At 43.8% G+C, this 23,770-nt stretch carries 19 protein-coding genes and 1 tRNA gene; 9 read left to right on the top strand and 11 right to left on the bottom strand.

Annotation, left to right across the window (positions count from 1 at the left end):
* Window positions 1-55: 55 nt before the first annotated feature.
* Genes ACFI6G_RS11115 through folB form a run of 3 tightly spaced genes read right to left on the bottom strand, consistent with a single transcriptional unit; the run spans window position 56 to window position 1,713 of the window.
* Window positions 56-859 carry an undecaprenyl-diphosphate phosphatase gene (locus tag ACFI6G_RS11115; protein WP_010434624.1) on the bottom strand — a complete coding sequence of 268 codons (804 nt, stop codon included), beginning with the start codon at window positions 857-859 and terminating at the stop codon, window positions 56-58.
* 15 nt (window positions 860-874) lie between these two features.
* Complete coding sequence (folK, locus tag ACFI6G_RS11110; protein WP_010434622.1) at window positions 875-1,357, bottom strand: 2-amino-4-hydroxy-6-hydroxymethyldihydropteridine diphosphokinase; 483 nt, start codon at window positions 1,355-1,357, stop codon at window positions 875-877.
* A complete protein-coding gene (gene folB, locus ACFI6G_RS11105) occupies window positions 1,354-1,713 on the bottom strand; it encodes a dihydroneopterin aldolase (protein WP_004735969.1) in 360 nt (119 codons plus the stop codon). The genes folK and folB overlap by 4 nt, the downstream gene beginning before the upstream one ends.
* A gap of 138 nt (window positions 1,714-1,851) precedes the next feature.
* Between folB and plsY the strand changes: the two genes are divergently transcribed.
* Window positions 1,852-2,448 carry a glycerol-3-phosphate 1-O-acyltransferase PlsY gene (gene plsY / locus ACFI6G_RS11100; protein WP_010434620.1) on the top strand — a complete coding sequence of 199 codons (597 nt, stop codon included), beginning with the start codon at window positions 1,852-1,854 and terminating at the stop codon, window positions 2,446-2,448.
* 92 nt (window positions 2,449-2,540) lie between these two features.
* Here the strand turns inward: plsY and ACFI6G_RS11095 are convergent, their stop codons facing one another.
* Both ACFI6G_RS11095 and tsaD read right to left on the bottom strand, forming a co-directional pair.
* Complete coding sequence (locus ACFI6G_RS11095; RefSeq protein WP_010434616.1) at window positions 2,541-3,356, bottom strand: alpha/beta fold hydrolase; 816 nt, start codon at window positions 3,354-3,356, stop codon at window positions 2,541-2,543.
* A 174-nt stretch (window positions 3,357-3,530) separates the two neighbouring features.
* Complete coding sequence (gene tsaD / locus ACFI6G_RS11090; RefSeq protein ID WP_010434613.1) at window positions 3,531-4,547, bottom strand: tRNA (adenosine(37)-N6)-threonylcarbamoyltransferase complex transferase subunit TsaD; 1,017 nt, start codon at window positions 4,545-4,547, stop codon at window positions 3,531-3,533.
* Between the two features lie 257 nt (window positions 4,548-4,804).
* On the opposite strand from tsaD, the gene rpsU reads away from it, so the two are divergent.
* From rpsU to ACFI6G_RS11060, 6 genes are all read left to right on the top strand, one after another.
* On the top strand, window positions 4,805-5,020 hold the full coding sequence (rpsU, locus tag ACFI6G_RS11085) for a 30S ribosomal protein S21 (RefSeq protein ID WP_004396009.1): 216 nt from the start codon (window positions 4,805-4,807) through the stop codon (window positions 5,018-5,020).
* Between the two features lie 25 nt (window positions 5,021-5,045).
* On the top strand, window positions 5,046-5,489 hold the full coding sequence (locus ACFI6G_RS11080; protein ID WP_010434610.1) for a GatB/YqeY domain-containing protein: 444 nt from the start codon (window positions 5,046-5,048) through the stop codon (window positions 5,487-5,489).
* 119 nt (window positions 5,490-5,608) lie between these two features.
* Entirely contained in the window at window positions 5,609-7,360 is a 1,752-nt protein-coding gene (gene dnaG / locus ACFI6G_RS11075; protein WP_010434609.1) for a DNA primase, read from the top strand.
* Window positions 7,361-7,459: 99 nt separating this feature from the next.
* A complete protein-coding gene (rpoD, locus tag ACFI6G_RS11070) occupies window positions 7,460-9,304 on the top strand; it encodes an RNA polymerase sigma factor RpoD (RefSeq protein WP_010434608.1) in 1,845 nt (614 codons plus the stop codon).
* 163 nt (window positions 9,305-9,467) lie between these two features.
* Window positions 9,468-9,543 (top strand) — tRNA-Ile (locus ACFI6G_RS11065).
* 203 nt (window positions 9,544-9,746) lie between these two features.
* Window positions 9,747-11,015 carry an O-acetylhomoserine aminocarboxypropyltransferase/cysteine synthase family protein gene (locus tag ACFI6G_RS11060; RefSeq protein ID WP_010434545.1) on the top strand — a complete coding sequence of 423 codons (1,269 nt, stop codon included), beginning with the start codon at window positions 9,747-9,749 and terminating at the stop codon, window positions 11,013-11,015.
* 105 nt (window positions 11,016-11,120) lie between these two features.
* On the opposite strand, the gene glmS is transcribed toward ACFI6G_RS11060, so the two are convergent.
* Together glmS and ACFI6G_RS11050 are read right to left on the bottom strand one after the other, a co-directional pair.
* Window positions 11,121-12,953, bottom strand: a complete 1,833-nt coding sequence (glmS, locus tag ACFI6G_RS11055; protein WP_462710274.1) for a glutamine--fructose-6-phosphate transaminase (isomerizing) — start codon at window positions 12,951-12,953, stop codon at window positions 11,121-11,123.
* 105 nt (window positions 12,954-13,058) lie between these two features.
* Window positions 13,059-13,829 (bottom strand): DeoR/GlpR family DNA-binding transcription regulator, encoded by a 771-nt coding sequence (locus tag ACFI6G_RS11050; RefSeq protein WP_010434523.1) that lies wholly within the window; start codon window positions 13,827-13,829, stop codon window positions 13,059-13,061.
* A gap of 429 nt (window positions 13,830-14,258) precedes the next feature.
* On the opposite strand from ACFI6G_RS11050, the gene pykF reads away from it, so the two are divergent.
* Both pykF and ACFI6G_RS11040 read left to right on the top strand, forming a co-directional pair.
* Entirely contained in the window at window positions 14,259-15,671 is a 1,413-nt protein-coding gene (gene pykF / locus ACFI6G_RS11045) for a pyruvate kinase PykF (RefSeq protein WP_010434521.1), read from the top strand.
* A gap of 175 nt (window positions 15,672-15,846) precedes the next feature.
* Entirely contained in the window at window positions 15,847-16,518 is a 672-nt protein-coding gene (locus ACFI6G_RS11040) for a GntR family transcriptional regulator (RefSeq protein WP_080572722.1), read from the top strand.
* 661 nt (window positions 16,519-17,179) lie between these two features.
* Here ACFI6G_RS11040 and ACFI6G_RS11035 read toward each other — a convergent pair.
* The 4 genes from ACFI6G_RS11035 to ACFI6G_RS11020 all read right to left on the bottom strand — a co-directional run bounded on the left by ACFI6G_RS11035 (window position 17,180) and on the right by ACFI6G_RS11020 (window position 23,679).
* Window positions 17,180-19,063 carry a sensor domain-containing diguanylate cyclase gene (locus ACFI6G_RS11035; RefSeq protein ID WP_016767768.1) on the bottom strand — a complete coding sequence of 628 codons (1,884 nt, stop codon included), beginning with the start codon at window positions 19,061-19,063 and terminating at the stop codon, window positions 17,180-17,182.
* 111 nt (window positions 19,064-19,174) lie between these two features.
* The gene (gene ilvN / locus ACFI6G_RS11030) at window positions 19,175-19,669 is read right to left on the bottom strand and encodes an acetolactate synthase small subunit (protein ID WP_008219984.1); all 495 of its coding nucleotides are present in this window, start codon (window positions 19,667-19,669) and stop codon (window positions 19,175-19,177) included.
* 1 nt (window position 19,670) lies between these two features.
* A complete protein-coding gene (locus tag ACFI6G_RS11025; protein WP_010434509.1) occupies window positions 19,671-21,410 on the bottom strand; it encodes an acetolactate synthase 3 large subunit in 1,740 nt (579 codons plus the stop codon).
* A 460-nt stretch (window positions 21,411-21,870) separates the two neighbouring features.
* Window positions 21,871-23,679 (bottom strand): AMP-dependent synthetase/ligase, encoded by a 1,809-nt coding sequence (locus ACFI6G_RS11020; RefSeq protein ID WP_010434506.1) that lies wholly within the window; start codon window positions 23,677-23,679, stop codon window positions 21,871-21,873.
* Window positions 23,680-23,770: the final 91 nt, after the last annotated feature.

The raw sequence follows: 23,770 nt of genomic DNA, 5'->3' as shown, positions 1-23,770 counted from the left end.
AGTCAGCGGGCTTTTTATTTCAATCTTTATACGACGAGACTGTTATCAGCGTCTGTTATTGCATCATTAAGAAAGCAAACAGACCACAACCTAGAATTAGGCGGTAGATAACAAATGGTGTCATACCCATGCGTGAAATAAGCTTCAAGAAGAAGTGAATACAGATGTAAGCACTGATGAAAGACACCGCAACACCCGTTAGCAGAGTGCCAACATGGATTGGGTCACCGCTTGTCACCAACTTAAGACCCAAGTAGCCACCAGCCAAAGTGATGATTGGAATAGACATCAAGAAAGAGAATCGAGCTGCCGCTTCACGAGTAAAGCCAAGGTAAAGCGCTGCAGTAATGGTTGCGCCAGAACGAGACGTTCCCGGGATAATCGCCATTGCTTGAGCCAGGCCAATAAACAAAGCCTTTTTCCAACCCGCTTGGTATTCGTCATCACGTAGGCTTGAATTCTTATCCACCCACCATAGCAATAGGCCAAAAATGATCGTCGTCGTTGCAATCACCCACGCGCTACGCAAGTAAAGCTCAACAATGTCTTTCATCAACAAGCCAAAGATACATGCCGGGATCGTTGCGAGAATGATCATCCACGCTAACTTCGCTTCTTTACTGCGATCACCCTTAAATACCGAGCCAAAAAACGCACTCAACAAAGAGACCACTTCTTTGCGGAAATAAATAACCACTGCAGCCAACGTACCAACATGTACTGCAACATCAAAAGCCAAACCTTGATCTTCCCAACCCAATACCGCGGAAGGAAGGATTAAGTGTGCTGAACTGGAAATAGGTAGAAATTCAGTAAAGCCTTGTACCAACGCCAATATAAACGCTTCAAAATAACTCATTACTTACCTTAAAAATTATAGTTTTATGTCTACGACAGAGAGCGAGTCTAGTTGCTGCATCTTCTGCCATATTTCACCGACGGTTCGTCCGTCTTGCGGGATGACTCTCGCAGGACAGAGATCATAAAGTGGTTGTGTTACAAAAGGATATTTATAAATATCACTGCGTGGTAATTCTGGATCGCTCTCAGAAACCACCTCTCCAAACAGCACAATATCAAGATCGAGCTTTCGATCTTGAAGCTTATGAGCGTCTTCAGAGCGACCCCATTTAAACTCAATCTTACGCAGTTGTTGTGAAAATTCAGTCAATGATAGTGATGTGTCGAGTTCTATCACAAAGTTATAAAACGAGTGGCTTTTAAACCCCACAGGCTCACAGTGATAGATTTTAGAGCATTTAAGGTTAGTCCCTAACGATTGAAGCTCTGTCCATGCCACCCTTGCATGCTTGTCGCGGTCTATGTTCGTGCCGACACCAACATAGGCTATTGTCATGCCTGACCTCGTTCGATGATCACACCCACAGCTTTCGCTTGTGGCACTGCGCCAGGTTTAGCCAAACGGATCTTAATCCAAGGCACAGAGAATTGAGTCATGATCAATTCAGCGACTTCTTCTGCTACACGTTCAACCAATAAGAAGCGACCATTAGCAATATGATCTAATACCGCAGTGCTCACTGTCGAATAATCCAAAGCATCGACTACATCGTCACTTTTTCCCGCAGGGCGGTTGTCATGAGCCATTTCAATATCAAGTACAAGTTTTTGTTTAATCTCTTGTTCCCAATCGTAAACACCGATCGTTGTAATTACTTCTAGCTGTTCAATGAAAACTTTATCCAGTGCCATGACTTGTCCTTTTAGAGGTCGGATACCCATATTGGGGAAAAAAACGTATTATTCGTGTAATTCCAGATATGATATCAATTACTCTTGGATTGAGCATTATTTTCCCATCGTTAGGCTTACAACCGTTTAAGGAAAAACATGACCCCTTTGGCACTTATCATGATCATTGCAGCCTATTTGCTAGGTTCAATTTCGAGTGCGGTCTTGATATGCCGAGTCTTAAGACTTCCTGATCCAAGAACGGTAGGCTCCAACAATCCAGGGGCCACCAATGTACTCCGCTTGGGCGGTAAAGGCGCCGCGGCAGCCGTGCTACTTTGTGACATGCTTAAAGGCACCATTCCAGTCTGGCTTGGCTACTACCTCAATATCGACTCGATCATTTTAGGCGTTGTCGCTATTGCTGCATGCCTTGGTCATATGTACCCGATATTCTTCCACTTCAAAGGCGGTAAAGGCGTTGCCACCGCACTTGGAGCCATCGCACCAATTGGATTCGATTTAACAGGCATGATCATGGCGACATGGTTAGTGGTGGCATTTTTGTTTCGTTATTCTTCTTTAGCAGCATTGGTTACTGTGTTGCTTGCGCCTTTCTACGCTTGGTTAGTCAAACCTCAATACACACTGCCAGTAGCCATGTTGTGTTGCTTAATCGTTCTACGTCACCATCAGAATATTCGTCGCTTACTCGATGGCAATGAACCAAAACTCGGGCAAAAAAAATCGGCTTAAACTGTCATGTCTAAGCCGAACCATTTTAAAACCGAGATACGTTTAAAGCGACGTAAGTATGAGTCGATCAATCATACTCAGTATTTTAGAGCTTACAGCAGATGTTTATCTAAAAACGTCTTCAGCATAGCGTTAACAAACTCTGGCTGCTCTAGCGAACTAATATGACCCGCCCCAGGAATCACCACTAACTCACTGCCTGTAATGCAATCGTGCATTAAGTAAGATTCCAATGCTGGACGTGGCTTATCTTCTTGTCCAACGGCAATCAAAACTGGCAATGCAAAGTTCTCTACCACTTCAATCATATCGCGACGTCCAAACACCATTCGACCGATTCGCGCTACTTCTTCAGCCTTATCACCCTCAAGTGATGATAACTGCTGAGTAAAACCGTCCACTAAAGTTGGCGTGTTGGTTTGAGCATCATTCGCAAAGAACAATGGAACCACCGCTTCAACAATCGGTTGAGGCACCATCTTGGTTTGAGTAATGGTGTCTAACATGTGGAAGTATTTAGCATGAGCAACTTCTGGCTCAAGGCCTACGAAAGTATCCATTAGAACCAAAGACTTGATGCGTGCAGGTGCAAGTTCCGCTAACTCTGCTCCCCACATACCGCCAACCGATAAACCAACCACTGAGAATTCTTCGATCTCTAAATGATCAAGCAGAGCCAAAACGTGCTGAGCGTAATCTTTTAGGTTACGCATTGAACTTGGTGCAGCTTGAGATTCACCATGAGACCAAAGCTCTGGAACAATACAACGATACTGCGCTTTTAGCGCATCGATCTGCGGCTTCCACATCGCACTATCCCAAAGATAGCTGTGGCCGAATACTACGACAGGGCCTTGACCTTCATCGAGGTACGTCATTGACTGATTATCTACAGTAAACTTGTTCATTTTCTTCCCTAATATCTCTCTACGAATATCGCTCAGCTTATGAAACGACGATATATAAAAACGGCCGCACGAGGCGACCGTTTATCGAAACACACTGGTTTATTCTGCGCTTAGTTTTTGTTGATCGACTGTTTTTCGTTGATCGACTGTTTCTCGTTGAACGATTGCGACTACTTAAGCAATTGGCTCTAGTTGGTCAATTGGCCAACGCGGCGTGGCATGAACAGACAAATCAGCCGTTTCACCATTTTTAAGGCGTTGCATACCCGCGTAAGCAATCATCGCACCGTTATCAGTACAGAACTCAGTGCGTGGGTAGTACACCTCACCACCGATTTTCTTCGCCAGCGCTTCAAGCTCAATACGTAGCTGTTTGTTGGCACTTACACCACCAGCAATCACTATACGTTTCATGCCCGTTTCCGCCAAGGCACGCTTACATTTGATTACCAAGGTCGCACAAACGGCTTCTTGGAACGCGTAAGCGATATCAGCACGTGTCTGATCGTCGTTGTCATTCGCACGAATCGTGTTCGCAGCAAATGTTTTTAGACCAGAAAAGCTCATATCGAGCCCTGGACGATCGGTCATTGGACGCGGGAACTTAAAACGACCTGGAGTGCCTTTTTCTGCTAAACGAGACAGCAATGGACCACCTGGGTAATCTAAACCCATCAACTTCGCGGTCTTATCAAAAGCTTCACCGGCCGCATCATCAATCGATTCACCAAGAATTCGATACTCGCCGATGCCTTTCACTTCTACCATCATGGTATGTCCGCCAGAAACCAGCAGAGCCACAAATGGGAATGGTGGCGGGTTATCTTCTAACATTGGCGCAAGAAGGTGACCTTCCATATGGTGCACTGGCACAGCAGGCACGCCCCACGCATAAGCAATACTACGACCAATGGTTGCACCCACGAGCAGTGCACCAACTAAACCTGGGCCAGCCGTGTAAGCAACACCATCAATGTCTTTGGAGGTCAAGTTAGCTTCCGCTAATGCCGCTTTAATCAATGGAATGGTCTTTTTCACGTGGTCACGTGATGCAAGTTCAGGCACCACACCACCATAATCGGCATGCAGTTTTACTTGGCTGTATAATTGATGAGAAAGCAGCCCTTGCTCATCATCATAAATCGCGATTCCTGTTTCATCACAAGAGGTTTCAATACCAATAATGCGCATAATTTTCTCGGCACGCTTTCGTCTAAAATGGGAAATTAGCGCAATATTACCCTGCCTAAGCTCTTCAAACAAATATTGTACAGACTATAATCGACAAAGTGCTTTACAAAGCCACTGTGATCGGATTAAAATTCCGCACCATTTTTGATCAAGCTGGTTAATGGCCAAACGCGAATAGAGAGTTAGCTCGATGGTAACTTCTCTGATTTGGTACTGAGTGACCAGCGATAATGAATAACCCCTGAGGTGAAAGGCATATGCCAATAGTTAAAGTACGTGAAAACGAACCGTTCGACGTTGCACTACGTCGTTTCAAGCGCTCTTGTGAAAAAGCAGGTATCCTTTCTGAAGTGCGTCGTCGTGAGCATTACGAAAAACCAACTACAGTTCGCAAACGCGCTAAAGCAGCAGCTCAAAAGCGTCACGCTAAGAAGCTAGCTCGCGAAAACGCACGTCGCGTTCGCCTGTACTAATAACTTAATCCATAAGGACTGAGTTATGGCTCTTATTGAACAACTCAAAGAAGAGCAAAAATTAGCGATGAAAGCCAAGGACAAACCGCGCCTTGGCACTATCCGCTTAGCTCTTTCAGCAATTAAGCAACGTGAAGTTGACGAACGGATCACTCTGAACGACGACGACATTCTTGCTGTATTAGTTAAAATGGTTAAGCAACGTCGCGATTCTGTTGCTCAATATGAATCGGCAAATCGTCAAGATCTTGCTGATGTGGAAAAAGCAGAAATTACTGTACTTGAAGGCTTTATGCCTCAGCCGTTAACCGAAGAAGAAGTTATTGCACTACTTGATAGCGCAATCGCCGAAGCTCAACCAGCGGGCATGCAAGACATGGGTAAAGTAATGGCTATCTTGAAACCACAAATTCAAGGGCGTGCAGATATGGGTAAAGTGAGTGGTTTAGTTCGTTCTAAACTCGCTTAATCCCAAATCAAATTGCAACAAGCCGTGCAATCCTTCGGAACGCACGGCTTGTTTGTATCTGTAACCCATTCAAACTATTATTATCCACACTCTCAGTTAGTGCATTTTTCTAAGGTTTTATGGCAGGACACATCCCGCGCAGTTTCATCGATGATCTCCTAGCACGTCTCGACATTGTCGATATTGTCGACGCACGCGTGAAACTTAAGAAAAAAGGCAAAAACTATGGTGCTTGTTGTCCATTTCACAATGAGAAAACCCCCTCTTTCAGCGTAAGCCAAGAAAAACAGTTTTATCACTGCTTTGGCTGTGGCGTACATGGCAATGCCATCGACTTCATGATGGAGTTCGAACGCCTTGATTTCGTGGAAGCGATTGAAGAGCTTGCTTCCTTTCTCGGGTTAGATGTCCCAAGAGAACAGCGCAGCGGTGAAATATCAACAACACCAAGAGCCAACAGCGAACAAAAACGTAACCTCTACGATTTGATGGGCGGAATCAGTAATTTTTACCGCTCTCAACTGAAGATCTCAGCTAACAAGCCTGCGATTGATTACCTAAAAAATCGTGGACTGTCTGGTGAAATCGTCCAGAAATTTGGTATTGGTTACGTTGCCGACGAGTGGGACCTTGTTCGTAAAAACTTCGGGCAACAAAAAGAAGCCCAAGACATGCTGGTTACTGGCGGCATGTTAATAGAAAACGATAAAGGCAACCGATACGATCGATTCCGTGGACGCGTAATGTTCCCGATTCGTGACCGTCGTGGCCGAGTGATTGGATTTGGTGGTCGTGTTTTAGAAGACGGCACGCCGAAATATCTAAACTCACCAGAAACGCCTATCTTCCATAAAGGTAAAGAGCTTTACGGCCTTTATGAAGTGATGCAAGCCTACCGTGAACCGCCTCAGATACTTGTTGTAGAAGGTTACATGGATGTCGTCGCTCTCGCGCAATATGGTGTCGATTATTCAGTAGCCTCACTGGGCACCTCAACTACAGGTGACCACGTTCAAATGTTATTCCGACAAACCAGTACCGTGGTTTGTTGTTATGATGGCGACAGAGCAGGTAAAGAAGCGGCGTGGCGCGCATTAGAAAACGCATTAGAGTTTCTAAAAACAGGTAATACGCTGAAGTTCCTATTTTTGCCTGATGGCGAAGACCCTGACAGCTATATAAGAGAACACGGTAAAGACGCTTTTGAACAACTGGTACAAAATGCGACCCCGCTCTCGACTTACTTGTTTGATAACCTCATCGAACTGCATAAGCTAAACTTAGGAACAACCGAAGGAAAATCGGCCCTGCGTGCACACGCCAGTGCCCTGATTAATAAAATTCCTGACAGTTACTTCCAAGAACTGCTCGAAAAATTACTCGATGAGCGTACTGGATTTGATAACCAATTGAGACGTGCTCGCGTTCATACAAAGAACCCGACACCTCAACCGCATAAAGAGCTCAAGCGCACTCCAATGCGTGAAGTTATCGCTTTGCTTATCCAAAATCCGAGCTATGCTGATATGGTACCGGACTTATCAAGCGTCAAAGGCTTACAGTTGCCTGGACTAAGTTTATTCGTTGAAGTACTTGATAAATGCCACGCGCATCCCCATATCAACACAGGCCAATTATTAGAGCATTGGCGACATAATAAACATGAGGCACTTCTGTCTCGTCTCGCGAGCTGGGAAATCCCCCTCGACGAAGACAATCAAGAAGACATATTTTTAGATTCATTGGACAATATCCTTGCCCAGTGCGTTGAAAAACAAATTGAAAACCTGCAGGCCAAAGCAAGAAGTGTCGGTTTATCAGCCGAAGAAAAAAGGGAGCTACTAGCTTTAATGCTAGATCTAAAAGCGTAACCCTGTTTGATTAGTCAGCATTTAATAAATTTGTTAACATAATTGGTTTGCATTTGAGAATGCAACGTCCTTCACCAGACCTGAAGTTGGATATCATCTATGGATCAAAATCCGCAGTCACAGCTAAAATTACTTGTTATTAAAGGCAAGGAACAAGGCTATCTGACCTACGCCGAAGTAAACGACCACCTACCTGCAGAAATCGTGGATTCTGAACAGGTAGAAGACATCATTCAAATGATTAACGACATGGGTATCAAGGTAGTAGAAACTGCACCTGATGCTGATGATCTAGCTCTTAATGATGACGATGCCAATATAGATGAAGATGCAGCTGAAGCTGCTGCTGCTGCGCTTTCAAGCGTAGAGAGCGAGATTGGCCGTACTACTGACCCTGTTCGTATGTACATGCGTGAAATGGGTACAGTTGAGCTACTGACTCGTGAAGGCGAGATCGACATTGCTAAGCGTATTGAAGACGGTATTAATACCGTTCAACTATCCGTTGCTGAGTACCCAGGCACCATTCCATATATCTTGGAACAGTTTGACCGCGTACAAGCAGAAGAGATTCGCTTAACAGACCTAATCAATGGCTTTGTTGACCCAGACGACGATGGCACAGCTGCGCCAACGGCAACACACATCGGTTCAGAACTTGCTGAAACTGATCTGGAAGACGAAGACAAAGAAGAAGCTGAAGACGACGAGGAAGAGGAAGAAGAAGATACAGGTATTGATCCTGAGCTTGCTCTTGAGAAGTTTACAGCGCTTCGTACTAGCTACCAAAACCGTCAGCTAGCAATCAATGAATACGGCCACGAAAGCCCGAAAGCAACGATTGCAACAACAATGATGCAAGACGTATTCAAAGAATTCCGTCTGACACCAAAACAGTTTGACTACCTAGTAAATGAACTTCGCACTTCAATGGATCGTGTACGTACTCAAGAACGCCTAATCATGCGTCAAACGGTTGAGTACGGCAAAATGCCGAAGAAATCATTCATTGCCTTATTTACTGGCAACGAATCTAGCGAAGCATGGTTGGATGAAGTTCTTGCTTCAGATAAGCCATACGCAGAAAAAATTAAACGTAACGAGCACGACATTCGTCGTTCTATCCAAAAACTGGATATGATCGAACGCGAAACCTCTCTTACTGTTCAAAGCATTAAAGACATCAGCCGTCGTATGTCTATCGGTGAAGCGAAAGCTCGTCGTGCGAAGAAAGAGATGGTTGAGGCGAACTTACGTCTAGTAATCTCGATTGCTAAGAAGTACACAAACCGTGGTCTACAATTCCTGGATCTAATCCAAGAAGGTAACATCGGTCTGATGAAAGCCGTAGATAAGTTTGAATACCGTCGTGGTTACAAGTTCTCTACTTACGCTACCTGGTGGATCCGTCAAGCAATCACTCGTTCGATTGCCGACCAAGCTCGTACTATCCGTATTCCGGTTCACATGATCGAAACGATCAACAAACTAAACCGTATCTCTCGTCAAATGCTACAAGAGATGGGTCGTGAACCACTTCCGGAAGAATTGGCTGAACGCATGCAAATGCCTGAAGACAAGATCCGCAAAGTACTGAAAATCGCTAAAGAGCCTATCTCAATGGAGACACCAATCGGTGACGACGAAGATTCGCACCTAGGTGATTTCATCGAGGATACAACTCTTGAGCTTCCTTTAGACTCAGCAACGGCAACCAGCCTACGCGGTGCAACTAAAGACGTTCTTGCGGGCCTAACTCCTCGTGAAGCTAAAGTACTACGTATGCGTTTCGGTATCGACATGAACACAGACCACACTCTTGAAGAAGTGGGTAAGCAGTTCGACGTAACTCGTGAGCGTATCCGTCAAATCGAAGCAAAAGCACTACGTAAACTTCGTCACCCAAGCCGTTCAGAAACTCTGCGCAGCTTCCTAGACGAGTAATCACACGCTTTAATGTGATTAGCTTTTAAGCTTAAAATAGAAAAGGTGAGCGTTGGCTCACCTTTTTTGTGCCTACATGATTTAAGTGGCTAAGATGTAAGCGGAATTGGCCCCTATAGTGTCTAGACACCATTGAGCGCTTCCCCTATAATCTATGCCCTACGGCCCCTTAGCTCAGTGGTTAGAGCGCACGACTCATAATCGTTCGGTCCCCAGTTCAAATCTGGGAGGGGCCACCAAATTAGAAAAGCCAGAACAGTTTATACTGCTCTGGCTTTTTGCTTTTCTGAAGCAGTACAACTCAATAGCTATATTTCCTACAAATAGCGAATCGTCCCGAACACAATTCCAATTGCCTCTCTGTGACTGAGCTTACTTTTCTTTTATAAAAAAATCGGCAATATGAGAGTACACAAATCATTCAATAGTTCAGGGAAGACTCATGAAAGACGAAACGCTCTCGATTCACTTCGGCTACGAAACCGATCCAACAACCAAATCGGTTGCTACTCCTATTTACCAAACCGTTGCTTATGAATTCGATGATGCACAACATGGTGCCGACCTGTTTAACCTTGCAGTACCAGGTAATATCTACACTCGTATTATGAACCCAACCAATGATGTGTTGGAAAAGCGCATGGCAGCCTTAGAAGGTGGTATTGCCGGATTAGTGGTGAGTGCTGGCAGCGCTGCGATCAACTACGCGATTCAAACGTTGGCCCAAATCGGCGACAACATCGTTTCAACTCCTCAGCTTTACGGCGGTACTTACACCCTATTTGCTCATATGTTACCAAACCAAGGGATTGAAGTTCGCTTTGCAAAAGACGACAAGCCTGAGAGCTTAGCCGCGCTGATCGATGAAAAAACCAAAGCGGTTTACTGTGAGAGTATCGGTAACCCAGCAGGCAACATCATCGACTTAGAACGTGTGGCAGAGCTTGCTCACGCACAAGGTGTACCTGTGATTGTTGATAATACGGTGGCGACACCAGTGCTATGCAAACCTATCGACTTTGGTGCCGATATCGTGGTTCACTCACTCACCAAATACGTTGGTGGTCACGGAACAACGTTGGGTGGTGTTATTGTCGATTCAGGTAAATTCCCATGGGCAGAACACAAAGATCGCTTCCCCGTGTTTAATCAGCCAGAACCTTCTTACCACGGTGTGGTTTATACCGAGGCTTTTGGCGAAGCCGCGTTTATTGGTCGTGCTCGAACGGTTCCACTGCGTAATACGGGTGCTGCGCTGTCGCCAATGAATGCCTTCATGCTAATGCAAGGTCTAGAAACTTTATCGCTACGCATGGAGCGACACACAGAGAATGCACTGAAAGTAGCTGAGTACCTTCAGCAACATGAGAAAGTGAGTTGGGTGAGCTACGCGGGTTTACCAACGTCTGAGTTCTATCCGCTGGCTGAGAAATACATGCAAGGTAAGCCGTCTGCCATTTTATCTTTTGGCTTGAAAGATGGTTATGAAGCAGGTGTTCGTTTCTATGATGCTCTACAAATCTTCAAGCGCTTGGTGAACATCGGCGATGCAAAATCTCTCGCTTGTCACCCTGCCTCTACAACACACCGTCAATTAAGCGAAGCGGAACAAAAGCAAGCTGGTGTATCACCAGAGATGATTCGCCTCTCAGTAGGCATTGAGCATATTGACGATATCTTGGCTGACCTAGAGCAAGCACTTAGCGCTTAATGACGCTACCGCTAGCTCTAACACTGATCGTTAATTAACAGACACAAAAAAAGCCCATCACAGGATGGGCTTCTTATTATCTAATTTTCTTAGATGGGCTAACGATTACTCAACCGTTACTGCTTTCGCAAGGTTACGAGGTTGGTCAACATCGGTACCCTTGATTAGCGCTACGTGGTAAGACAACAGCTGCATTGGTACTGTGTAGTAGATAGGTGCTGTTACTTCACTTACGTGAGGCATCTTGATGATCTTCATGTTCTCATCGCTTTCAAAGCCTGCATCTTCATCTGCGAATACGTAAAGTAGACCGCCACGAGCACGTACTTCTTCAACGTTTGATTTCAGCTTCTCTAGCAAGTCGTTGCTTGGTGCAATAACCACAACAGGCATATCTGCATCGATAAGAGCCAAAGGACCGTGCTTAAGCTCACCAGCCGCGTAGGCTTCTGCGTGAATGTAAGAGATCTCTTTCAGCTTAAGAGACGCTTCCATCGCGATTGGGTAGAACTCACCACGACCCAAGAACAGTGTGTGGTGCTTATCTGCAAAATCAGGTGCTAGCGCTTCGATCTCTTTATCAAACGCTAATGCTTTCTCGATATCAGCAGGCAGTTGATGCAGTGCTTGAACGATCTCTGCTTCTTTCTCTTCATTGATGCGACCTTGCAGGCGACCAATTGACGTTACCATCATCAGCATAGCCGCTAGTTGAGTTGTGAAAGCTTTAGTAGAAGCAACACCGATCTCTGTTCCTGCGCGAGTCATGAAGGCAAAATCAGATTCACGAACTAACGAAGAACCTGCAACGTTACAGATAGTCATTGCTGACATGTAACCTTTTTCTTTTGCAAGACGAAGTGCAGCAAGCGTATCAGCCGTTTCACCAGATTGAGACAGAGTTACCAATAGGCTGTTCGGGCGAACAACGAAGTCACGGTAACGGAACTCAGAAGCGATCTCTACGTCACAACTCACGCCAGCTAGAGATTCAAACCAGTAGCGAGCCGCCATACCTGAGTTGTAAGACGTACCACATGCGATGATCTGCACGTGTTCAACCTTGCTTAGGATCTCTTCTGCCTTAATACCAATTGCATTAGTGATAACAGACGTTTCAGAGATGCGACCTTCCATCGTGTTGATTAACGCTGTTGGCTGTTCAAAGATCTCTTTCTGCATGAAGTGACGGTATTGACCTTTATCACCCGCATCGTGTTCTGCATTTGACTCAACGATGTCACGTTCAACACGCTCACCCGCTACATCAAATACCGTAACATCACGACGAGTTACCTCAGCAACATCACCTTCTTCAAGGTACATGAAGCGACGAGTTACACTTAGTAGTGCCAATTGATCAGATGCTAGGAAGTTCTCACCAACACCGAAACCGATAACAATCGGGCTACCAGAACGAGCCACAACAATACGGCTAGGATCTTTACGATCAACAGCTACCGTGCCGTATGCACCGTCTAATTGTTTTGCTGTTTTTTGCAGTGCTTCAACCAAAGAGTCTGATGTGCGCAATTCCCACTCAACTAGGTGAGCAATAACTTCAGTATCCGTTTGTGAAGTAAACACGTAACCACGCTCTTGCAATAGAACGCGCAGTGCTTCGTGGTTTTCGATAATGCCATTGTGTACAACGGCAATATCGCCAGACATGTGTGGGTGTGCGTTCACTTCAGATGGCTCGCCGTGTGTCGCCCAACGAGTATGAGCAATACCAGTACCGCCAATCACATGTTGCTCGTCTACTGCGTCTGCTAGCTCTTGCACTTTACCTAGGCGGCGTACACGAGTTAGGTTCGATTCACTATCAACCACAGCAACACCTGCTGAATCATAACCTCGGTATTCTAAGCGGCGAAGGCCTTCTACTAAGATTTCAGCTACATCACGTTGTGCTACTGCACCAACAATTCCACACATAGTTTTACTCCATCAATTTCGTTTATTCCTACTGGCAGCAAGCAAAGGCCATATCTTCAATAGATCAATTATAGGAAGTTAAATGCACAATAATTTAAATTAGGTTTAGGTTGGATCCGTTAGGATCACTCGAACGTCATGTGATTCAATACTTGCTTGGGATTCTTTACCCAAGTCTGTATCTGTTATCAAAATATCGATGTGTTCCCACGCTAGTTCCAAATTAGGGATCTTTCGTCCCACTTTTTCAGACTCAACCATCACGATGACTTCTCGTGACACTTCAGCCATAACTTTGCTCAGACCAATCAATTCATTGAAAGTAGTCGTTCCCCTATCAAGGTCGATACCATCAGCACCGATAAACAATTGGTCAAAATCGTAAGCACGAAGTACCGACTCTGCGACCTTGCCTTGGAAAGAATCCGAATGGGTATCCCAAGTACCACCCGTCATTAATAATGTCGGTTCACTTTCAAGCTCATTAAGCGCATTAGCCACATGCAACGAGTTGGTCATAACAACCAAACCACGCTTAGTATTAAGTTGCTGGATTAAGGCACCTGTCGTACTACCACTATCAATCACAATACGATTATGGTCACGAATCAAATCTGCAGCGGCTTTTGCTAGTGAAATCTTTCGAGTCGAAACTTTTTGACCCAGTTCTTCGTTCACAACCTCTTTCGGTAATGAAATCGCACCACCATAACGGCGTAAAAGCTGACCGTTTTTCTCTAAAGACGCTAAGTCCTTTCTAATAGTGACTTCTGAGGTTTCAAACTTAGCGGATAATTCATCAACACTAACCTCCCCCTTTTCATTCACTAGGTTAGAAATTGCATGTCTTCTAAGTTGAGTGTTTCGTTTCGACATTTAAAAAAGGCCAATAAGTTTCGATATGAAATACATTATAGTTACAACGAAACTATTTAGTCCATTTATTTTGATCCAAAAAATTAATAAATAGCGATGAAACCTTGTCCTAAGACAATTGTTAAGCAGTGATATTGAAGTCATTAGGTGGTAGAATCCGCACCCGAAAAGAAAAAAAATTACAGAACTGACCGTTATTTTTCTGCAACTTTCACCTGATATGTTGGTGTAAGTCACAGAAACACGACGTTGAATCAAAATCTTTTAGTCATAAAATGACTAAAATTGATGAAAGACTTACAACTCTGAAGGACATATTGGAAGTTCCACGCTTTTACACAACAGGCACAAAATGTTGATGTAGCGGGCCAATCTTCAGAACTTAAATAAATTTCAAATTGTAACAATACTTACCGGAGAGTACCTTCCATGAAAAAGACCAAAATCGTATGTACGATTGGCCCTAAAACTGAATCTGTAGAGAAGCTAACTGAACTAGTAGATGCTGGCATGAACGTTATGCGTCTTAACTTCTCTCACGGTGACTTCGCAGAGCACGGCACTCGTATCGCGAACTTCCGTACAGTAATGGAAAACAAAGGTGAGCAACTTGCTATCCTTCTAGATACTAAAGGTCCTGAAATCCGTACTATCAAGCTTGAAGATGGTAACGACGTAGATCTAGTAGCTGGTCAAGAGTTCACTTTCACAACTGACGCAACAGTTGTTGGTAACAAAGACGTAGTAGCAGTAACTTACCTAGGTTTCGCTAAAGACCTAACTGCAGGTAACACAATCCTTGTTGATGACGGCCTAATCGAAATGGAAGTTATCGCAACAACAGAAACTGAAGTTAAGTGTAAAGTTCTTAACAACGGTGCTCTAGGCGAAAACAAAGGTGTTAACCTTCCTGGCGTATCTGTTCAACTTCCAGCTCTTTCTGAGAAAGACAAAGCTGACCTTAAGTTTGGTTGTGAGCAAGGCGTTGATTTCGTAGCTGCTTCTTTCATCCGTAAAGAAGACGACGTTAAAGAAATCCGTGAGCTTCTAAACGCTAACGGTGGCGAAAACATCCACATCATTTCTAAGATTGAAAACCAAGAAGGTGTAGATAACTTTGATTCAATCCTTGAAGCTTCTGATGGCATCATGGTTGCACGTGGTGACCTAGGTGTTGAAATCCCAGCAGAAGAAGTAATCTTCGCTCAGAAAATGATGATTGAGAAGTGTAACCGTGCACGTAAGATGGTTATCACAGCAACTCAAATGCTTGACTCTATGATCAGCAACCCACGTCCAACTCGTGCAGAAGCGGGTGACGTTGCGAACGCAATCATGGATGGCACTGATGCTGTAATGCTTTCTGGTGAAACTGCTAAAGGTAAGTACCCAGTTGAAGCTGTTACTATCATGGCTCAAATCGCGAACCGCACTGATTCAGCTCTTAAAGCTGAGCTAGGTTCTCGTCTAGACAGCCCACGTCTACGCATCACTGAAGCAGTATGTAAAGGCGCTGTAGACACAGCAGAGAAGCTAGCTGCTCCTCTAATCGTTGTTGCAACTGAAGGCGGTAAGTCTGCACGTTCAGTACGTAAGTACTTCCCAACAGCAAACATCCTTGCTCTAACAACTAACGAAAAGACAGCTGCACAGCTAGTTCTTACTAAAGGTGTTAAACCAGTTCTTGTTGACTCTATCGAGAACACAGACACGTTCTACATCAACGGTAAAGAAATCGCTCTACAATCTGGCCTAGGTAACAAAGGCGATATCGTAGTAATGGTTTCTGGCGCTCTAGTAGCTTCTGGTACTACAAACACGGCATCTGTTCACGTTCTATAAGAATGAACCGATTCGCATAAAAATATAAAAGAGGGCTTCGGCCCTCTTTTTTTATGAAACAAATCTTGCCTAACTTTTCAGTACGCTATATTATCAAACAAGATAGAACTACGTACTGTTAATATCCAATGGCTCTTTCCAAGAGATGGATTAGCAGACTAGAAATCAAATATACATGAGGTTTGTAATGTCTAGTCCTACTCTCACTGACAAAGTATCAAAGATGATTCGCCAAGATATTCTCAACGGTGAATTAACCCCAGGTCAAAAGCTCGTTGTTGCTGATCTAAAAAATAGATACAACGTTGGTGCATCTCCAATTCGTGAAGCCCTAGTGCAATTGTCTTGGAGTAAATACGTCAAACTAGAGCCACAAAAAGGCTGTTGGGTTTCTCCTGTTTCAAAGAAAGAACTCAATGATCTTTACGAAAGCCTTCGTGTTGTCTCTTCTGTTTTACTTAAGAAAGCGATTTCTGCAGGCGATGAAAGCTGGGAACTAGAAGTACTGACGTCTTACCATAAACTGTCACGCGTCCAACATGTATCAGAAGAGTTTGATTGTGTTGAGTGGGAAGAACGCCACCAACGATTTCATGCAGCATTGCTCGAAGGTGCAGACTCAGAGAACATGTTTAAGTTCTTTGACGACCTGATTAACCAAGTAAAGCGCTACCGTTTTCTAGCTATGTCAGCAGAAACTGTCGCTGATGATCTGTTCAATATTGATGAACACGAAATGATCATGAAGTTAGTATTAGCTAAAAATATTGAACAAGCGACAGAACTACTCGATCAGCATTTACTAGGCTCAATGAAACGTATTGAAGAGATTATCGAAGCCGCATAATACAAAGATAAGCTTTGATCATATAAAAACGGAGCCTAATAGCTCCGTTTTTGGTTTCCAGCATTACAACTGAACTACCACCCAAAAAACTCTTTATGATGAGTATTGAGCAGCACAACCATAGGTAAAAAATACAACGCACTGAGTTGAAAACCAAGAATGGCCAATGCACCTATAGTTAATCTCACTAAAAAATCGACAAACATACCACGCCTCTTTTAACCAGACAGTATGATCCCCAAACTCTTGCTCCTGCTAACCTAATTCTACTGCTGCCAATCAACTAATTGATAAGGCTAGATAACCAGTTGAATTACGTTAACGGTGTCGTCCTTTACATCTGGTAAACACTTTAATTTACTGTTCCGCTCTATACGGTCCAATTCGAAGCAAGGTAGTTTACTTATCGTTCAGTTTAGCTCAAATTATCACCAGCATTAGACTTTAGTCTAACTGTAAGGATTTCGTGACACAGATCGCTCAAAAGTGAGATTCATAGAAATAGCACCTACCAAAGTGCTGGTTATGACGAGAAAAAGTCGAGTTAAAGTTGGGATCAAAGCGTGGATCTCATGTAGGGTTTAAGAGCGGCGTTAAGGCGTTAGACAGATCGAGAGTAGGCGATTATCTACTTGTTTGGTCTACTGAACCAATAAGATAACTACGCCACATCAGCATGACTTGGACACATTGAAACAGTATTACGCCCAGACGATTTTGAGTCATAAAGCCCGACATCAGCGCATTTATATGAACGAGTGCTGTTACTCGTTAAATCCGTAAAGCCAACGCTCACTGTCACTTTAGTACCAACAGACAGTTCTATCTCTATTCGCAAGCGATCCAATACACGTTGAGCTTCAGATAATGAAGTGTGTGGCATCAGAAGGGCAAACTCTTCACCACCGACCCTAGCAACAAAGTCAGTACTACGAAGACTGTCTTGCAGAATCTTAGCAACACAAGCAATCACACGGTCACCTTCATCATGGCCAAGCTCGTCGTTAATTCGCTTAAAGTTATCGATATCGACTAAGGCTAAACAAGTGGTCGCTTCATTAGGGTAACGCTCGACCAAACGAGAATAATACGCGAGCTGTTCTTCGAACTTACGTCGGTTCCAAAGGTTACTCAAAGAGTCTCTCTCACTGAGTACACGCAAACGCACTTCAAGCTCTTTTCTGACAGAAATATCGACTAAGGAAGTAATATAATAGCTGACCTTTCCAGAGCTATTTTTAACCGCTTGGACTCTCATGATCGCGGTGAAAGGAATACGCAGTTTGTTCTTACACTCTACTTCACCTTCCCAGACTTCTTCTTGCTCTAAATGACTCCAGATATCAGAACTTGAGAGCACTTGGTCGGTATTCTCAAGCAATAGCTGCAATGCATTCTTTCCGATAACTTGAGTTTTGCTGTACCCAGTCATGTTCTCAAATTCGTTATTGATCATCATAGTACGGTGGTGCCTATCTGAGATCATCACAGCGGACATACCATTCAAAGCGGCGCGCGCCAACTTACTCTCTAAACTACGACGTCGATAATGAGTCACTAAATAAGCAAACGGGAACGCAAAAACCAGTACCGTCAGTAACACAAACACCTCTTCTTGAGAGAGGTCACTTAGGCTCTGTTCAGCCCTATCCATCAATTGCTTCTGATCAAGATGGATCAGTAGATGGACTTTTTGATTATTGGCGAGCATAACCGTGTTAAACGCAAACAAATTACCATCTTCGAAAACGTACCCTATCTGATCGCTACTGATTGCTTGCCACGTTTTCGGGGCAATATTTTTCAGGTTGTGCCCTTTCCTTTCAGAAATAGCATCACCAAATAGCTTATTACTATTGCTGCTTGCGATGTAGTAGCCCGCCTCATTAATGACTTCGGCTCTTAAGTCATTGTCTGGTGAAAAACTAAGACGTGACGATAATCCCCATACATCGAGGTTGATAACAAGATAGCCAACTCGCTTCTCTGGTGTTTCCACAGGCGTAAATACGCGGATTACTGGCATATAGGGGAAAGTTAGCTCACCGTGCTCCGTTTCAAGCTCAATTCCCCAGCCGCCAATTTGTTCGGCCTCTAAGTTTTGAGCATGTTGGAAATAGCTTGAATCAGACTTGTTTTGTAACTCTTCTGGGATTGTCACCTTTCCAGTGTCTGACGAGTAATTCACTCGAACTAGCTCTTTACCAGTGATATCCAATAAGTGAATCTGGGTATACCATTTCTGATTGACGAGAACAGATTGCCAGACCTCTTCGAGTAGATCTTTGGTTCTTTCCGACGGAGATTCGGCAAAATTGACAAGACTTTGGCTTTGGCTGAGCAGCCCCATTACTGAAACTAATTGAGTCTTAAGCAGATCGTAATCTCGCTTGGCATAAACGAGTTGATGGACAGCTTGTTTCGCTGAGTAGTCGAAGCTCTGCTGTTTAACTTCTTTGTAGCGCTGTAAGTAATAAAGGGCAACGGCAGAACAGAGTGTGATTGAGATAATTAGTAATGTAATTATTGATTTTTTATTTCTCATTACTAGCTCAGGAGGAAAAATAGAGCGGAGGATTATAGCACTCTATAAAATTAACAAAATAAAAGCCGCCTAAAAAAGCGGCTTAAAAGCTGTTTTTAAAAGATTTATTGTTTAGGCTTTCAACGCTCGCTCACCGCGAGCAATACCAACAACACCGCTTCTAGCGACTTCAAGCACTTCTGTTACTTCAGACAATGCCTGAATGAAGGCATCAAGTTTCTCGCTAGTACCAGCCATTTGAACCGTGTACTGAGACGCGGTTACATCCACAATCTGTCCACGGAAAATATCTGCGGTACGTTTAACTTCAGCACGAGCAAAACCACTCGCACGTACTTTTACCATCAATAATTCACGTTCAATGTGCTCAAGTTCAGAGACTTCTTGTACTTTCAGTACATCGATAAGCTTATGTAGCTGTTTCTGGATCTGCTCAAGCTGCATTTCGCTTGAATTAGTGGTGACGTTCAAACGAGAAAGTGTTGGATCATCGGTCGGAGATACATTCAAAGACTCAATGTTATAGCCACGCTGAGAAAACAGACCAACCACTCGAGAAAGTGCACCAGGTTGGTTTTCCATTAATAGTGAAATAATGTGTCTCATATTATGTTCTCTCCGTTTTACTTAGCCACATGTTGTCCATACCCTCGCCTTTGATCTGCATTGGGTATACGTGCTCGGTGTCATCCACACTGATATCGACAAATACCAAACGGTCTTTCATCGCTAGTGCTTTTTCCAAACCTGATTCCAGTTCATCCGGAGATGAAATACGCATACCAACATGGCCATAAGCCTCGGCAATTGCAGCGAAATCAGGAACAGAGTCCATATATGAATTAGAGTAACGACCTTGATAAACAATGTCTTGCCACTGTTTTACCATGCCTAAGAAACGGTTGTTAAGGTTAATAATCTTAACTGGAATATTGTATTGCAGTGCAGTCGACAGCTCTTGGATATTCATTTGAATACTGCCGTCACCAGTTACTACAACCACCTCTTCATCTGGTTTAGCAAACTTAACGCCCATACCTGCAGGTAGACCAAAACCCATCGTGCCTAGACCACCGGAGTTAATCCAACGGCGTGGCTTGTTAAACGGGTAATACAAAGCAGCAAACATTTGGTGTTGGCCTACATCAGAAGCAACATAAGCATCGCCATTGGTTACTTTATGCAGTGTTTCAATAACTTGTTGTGGCTTAATTCTCTCAGATGATTTCTCATAAGCTAAACAGTCGCGTTCTTGCCACTGTTTAATTTCACTCCACCAGCTTTCCATCGCTTGCGCATCGTTACTTCCACCTTGTTCAACAAGCAGGTTGACCATGCTCTCTAGAACTTTCTCCGCTGAGCCTACAATCGGTAGGTCCACTTTCACGTTCTTAGAGATAGAAGATGGATCGATATCAATGTGCATGATCTTCGCATCAGGGCAGTACTTATCCAGGTTATTGGTCGTTCGATCATCGAAACGCACGCCAATACCAAAGATCAAATCTGCGTTGTGCATTGCCATGTTGGCTTCATACAAACCGTGCATGCCCAACATACCCAAAGAGTTTTTATGGGTGCCCGGAAAAGCGCCAAGCCCCATTAGGGTGCTAACCACGGGTAAATTCAATGCCTCTGCTAATGTTAACAGTGGCTTATCAGCCTCAGAAATAACCGCACCACCACCGACATAAAGTACTGGCTTCTTCGCTTCAAGGAGTGCTTTTAATGCTTTCTTGATTTGACCTTTATGACCCGTAACCGTTGGGTTATACGAACGCATCTTCAGCGTTTCTGGGTATTCATAAGGAAGCTTGATTTGTGGGTTTAAAATGTCTTTAGGCAGATCAATAACCACAGGACCAGGACGTCCTGTCGTTGAAATATAGAATGCTTTTTTAACGACTTCAGGGATATCTTCCGCTTTCTTCACGAGGAAGCTGTGCTTAACGATCGGACGGGATACGCCCACGATGTCACACTCTTGAAAGGCGTCGTTACCAATAAGGTTATTTGGTACGTTACCAGAAATAACAATCATTGGGATTGAGTCCATGTAGGCTGTTGCGATACCAGTAACGGTATTGGTTGCGCCTGGACCAGAACATACCAGTACTACACCAGGTTTACCGGTAGAACGAGTATAGCCATCGGCCATATGGGTCGCGGCTTGTTCGTGTCTTACTAATACGTGTTTAATTTCAGCAGTTTTAGCATGCAGTGCATCATAGATATCAAGTACAGAACCACCTGGGTAACCAAAGATTTGTTCTACACCCTCTTCAATTAGAGACTGCACCACCATCTCAGCGCCGGATAACATTGCTGTTTCAGGTTTTGTTGTCATATTGCTCTCCTCATCAGTTTCCAATCATATTTGGTGAACATGTTGGGCTGATTTTTCATAGTCTAGGGCTTATTCGTAGCCTAATTCGAAATACTTCCACTTTTTCGGCTATGGCTGTCTGTAGTGATAACAACAAACAGTAATACGAAACAACTTTAACGCTTTATTATCATCTGGTCTAACACCTGTTATCTGACAATCGTGGTAAAAAACCAACTATCAGCTCAAAGCATTAAATAAAACCTAAACTAAGCCCATTAAATAGCTATAACAACTAGATTGACTAACAAAAAAAGCACTTAATATTTAAATGAATCGCTATTTATCTATAAATAACAGCTTAATCAGTGTGCGCTTTCGCACATTGTGTTGGATCGCTAGACACAAAAAATCCCCCTAAAAATGCAATCACATTCGTAGGGGGATTTTTGAACAACTGAAAATTTATCTAAGCAGAAAACTACTTATCTTTAGGCTTTTCATTGTACATTTCTTCGATTTCGTCTTGATACTTATCGTTGATAACTTTACGACGCAATTTCTGAGTCGGTGTCAGTTCACCATCATCCATAGAAAATGCTTTTGGCAGCAGTTTGAATTTCTTTACTTGCTCAAACTTAGCCAGTTCTTGCTGTAGGTTATTCACACGTTTCTCTAGCATCTCGATAATTTGGTGATGCTTAACAAGCTCAACGCGGTCATGATATTTGATATTAAGCTCTTTGGCATACTCTTCTAGAGAGTCATAACAAGGAACAATCAGAGCTGAAACGAATTTGCGTGTATCAGCGATAACGGCTATCTGTTCGATAAAATGATCTTTACCAATCGCGCCTTCAACCACTTGTGGGGCAATGTACTTACCGCCAGAGGTCTTCATCAATTCTTTGATACGATCAGTAATGAACAGGTTACCATTTTCATCAAAATGACCCGCATCGCCGGTTTTCAGGAAGCCATGCTCGTCAAACGTGTTAGCGGTCTCTTCTGGCATCTTATAATAACCACGCATCACCATTGGACCACGAACAAGAATCTCGTCCTTAGCACCAATTTTTACTTCAGCACCCGGCATCGACATACCAATCGAATCAGGGTTAAAACAGCGGTCATCCCAGCACGATACTGTTGCCGTGGTTTCTGTCATGCCGTAGCCAAGTTTTACGTTGATTCCGATAGCATGGAAGAAGCGACCAATGGTTTCATCAAGCTTCGCGCCACCACATGGCATGAAGTTGATATTACCGCCTAGCAGAGCTCTCAATTTAGATAGCACAAGTTTATCGGCTAAAGCATGACTCTTCTTCAGCATAAACGATGGAGTACGACCTTCTTGGTGACAAACAGAAAGCTTTGCTCCCATGTTCACCGCCCAAGTAAACAGCACCTTACGGATAAACGGTGCTTTTGATACCTTCTCGTGAATCGCTGAGAAAATCTTCTCGTAGAAACGTGGAACTGCACACATTACTGTCGGTTTCACATCGCTTAGAGCATCACGCACTTGCATCGTGTCTTGTAGGTAACAGTTGGTTGCACCTTTATAGAGGGCATAGAAAGTCCAAGCGCGCTCAAACACATGTGACAAAGGTAAGAAACACAGTGATACATCATCTTTAGTCAAGCTGAGACGTTCATCGTGACCTTTTAATTGATAGCCAATATTGGTGTAATCAAGCATCACACCTTTTGGTTGGCCTGTCGTGCCAGAGGTATAAATAAGGGTCAGTAAGTCATCCATGCTTGCATCAGCCAAACGAACGTCAAGTTCAACTTGTTGAGCTTCAACACCACGTGCCATGAAATCTTGCCACGATACGGCAAAGCTGTGTTCTTGAATGTTGATATCATTAGACATCGCCACAACAACTTCCAGCTGTTCGCACTCTTCAAAGAGGCTAACCGCAGCATCGAATTGAGCTTGCTCACCAACGAATAAGATCTTCACATCCGCATTTTGGATAATGTAAGAAGACTGCGCAGCAGTATTGGTTGGATAAATCGGCACAGTGACAAGACGAGCCTGCAAAGATGCGAAATCTGCCACAGTCCACTGAGGCATATTGTTGGAAAAGATACCGATCTTATCTTGAACTCTCAATCCTTGAGCCAATAGTGCTAATGAAAGCGTATCGATCTGCTGTCCAAACTGCTCCCAGCTAATACCTTGCCATACATTGTCGACTTTGTGCTTCAAAGCTGTACGGTTGCCGCCTTGGGCAATTTGGTCACGAAGTCTTTTTACGATATGAAAATCTAAATTGGCCATCTCTTTACCTTTGGCTTACACCTGTAAGCTTTTTTGAGCGCACAAGTGTACCTCCGATCATAGAAAAGGCAACTGACGAAGCTCAAAGTTA

The sequence above is a fragment of the Vibrio sp. PSi01 genome, assembly GCF_054960695.1.
This window is presented reverse-complemented; position numbering and strand designations above follow the sequence as displayed.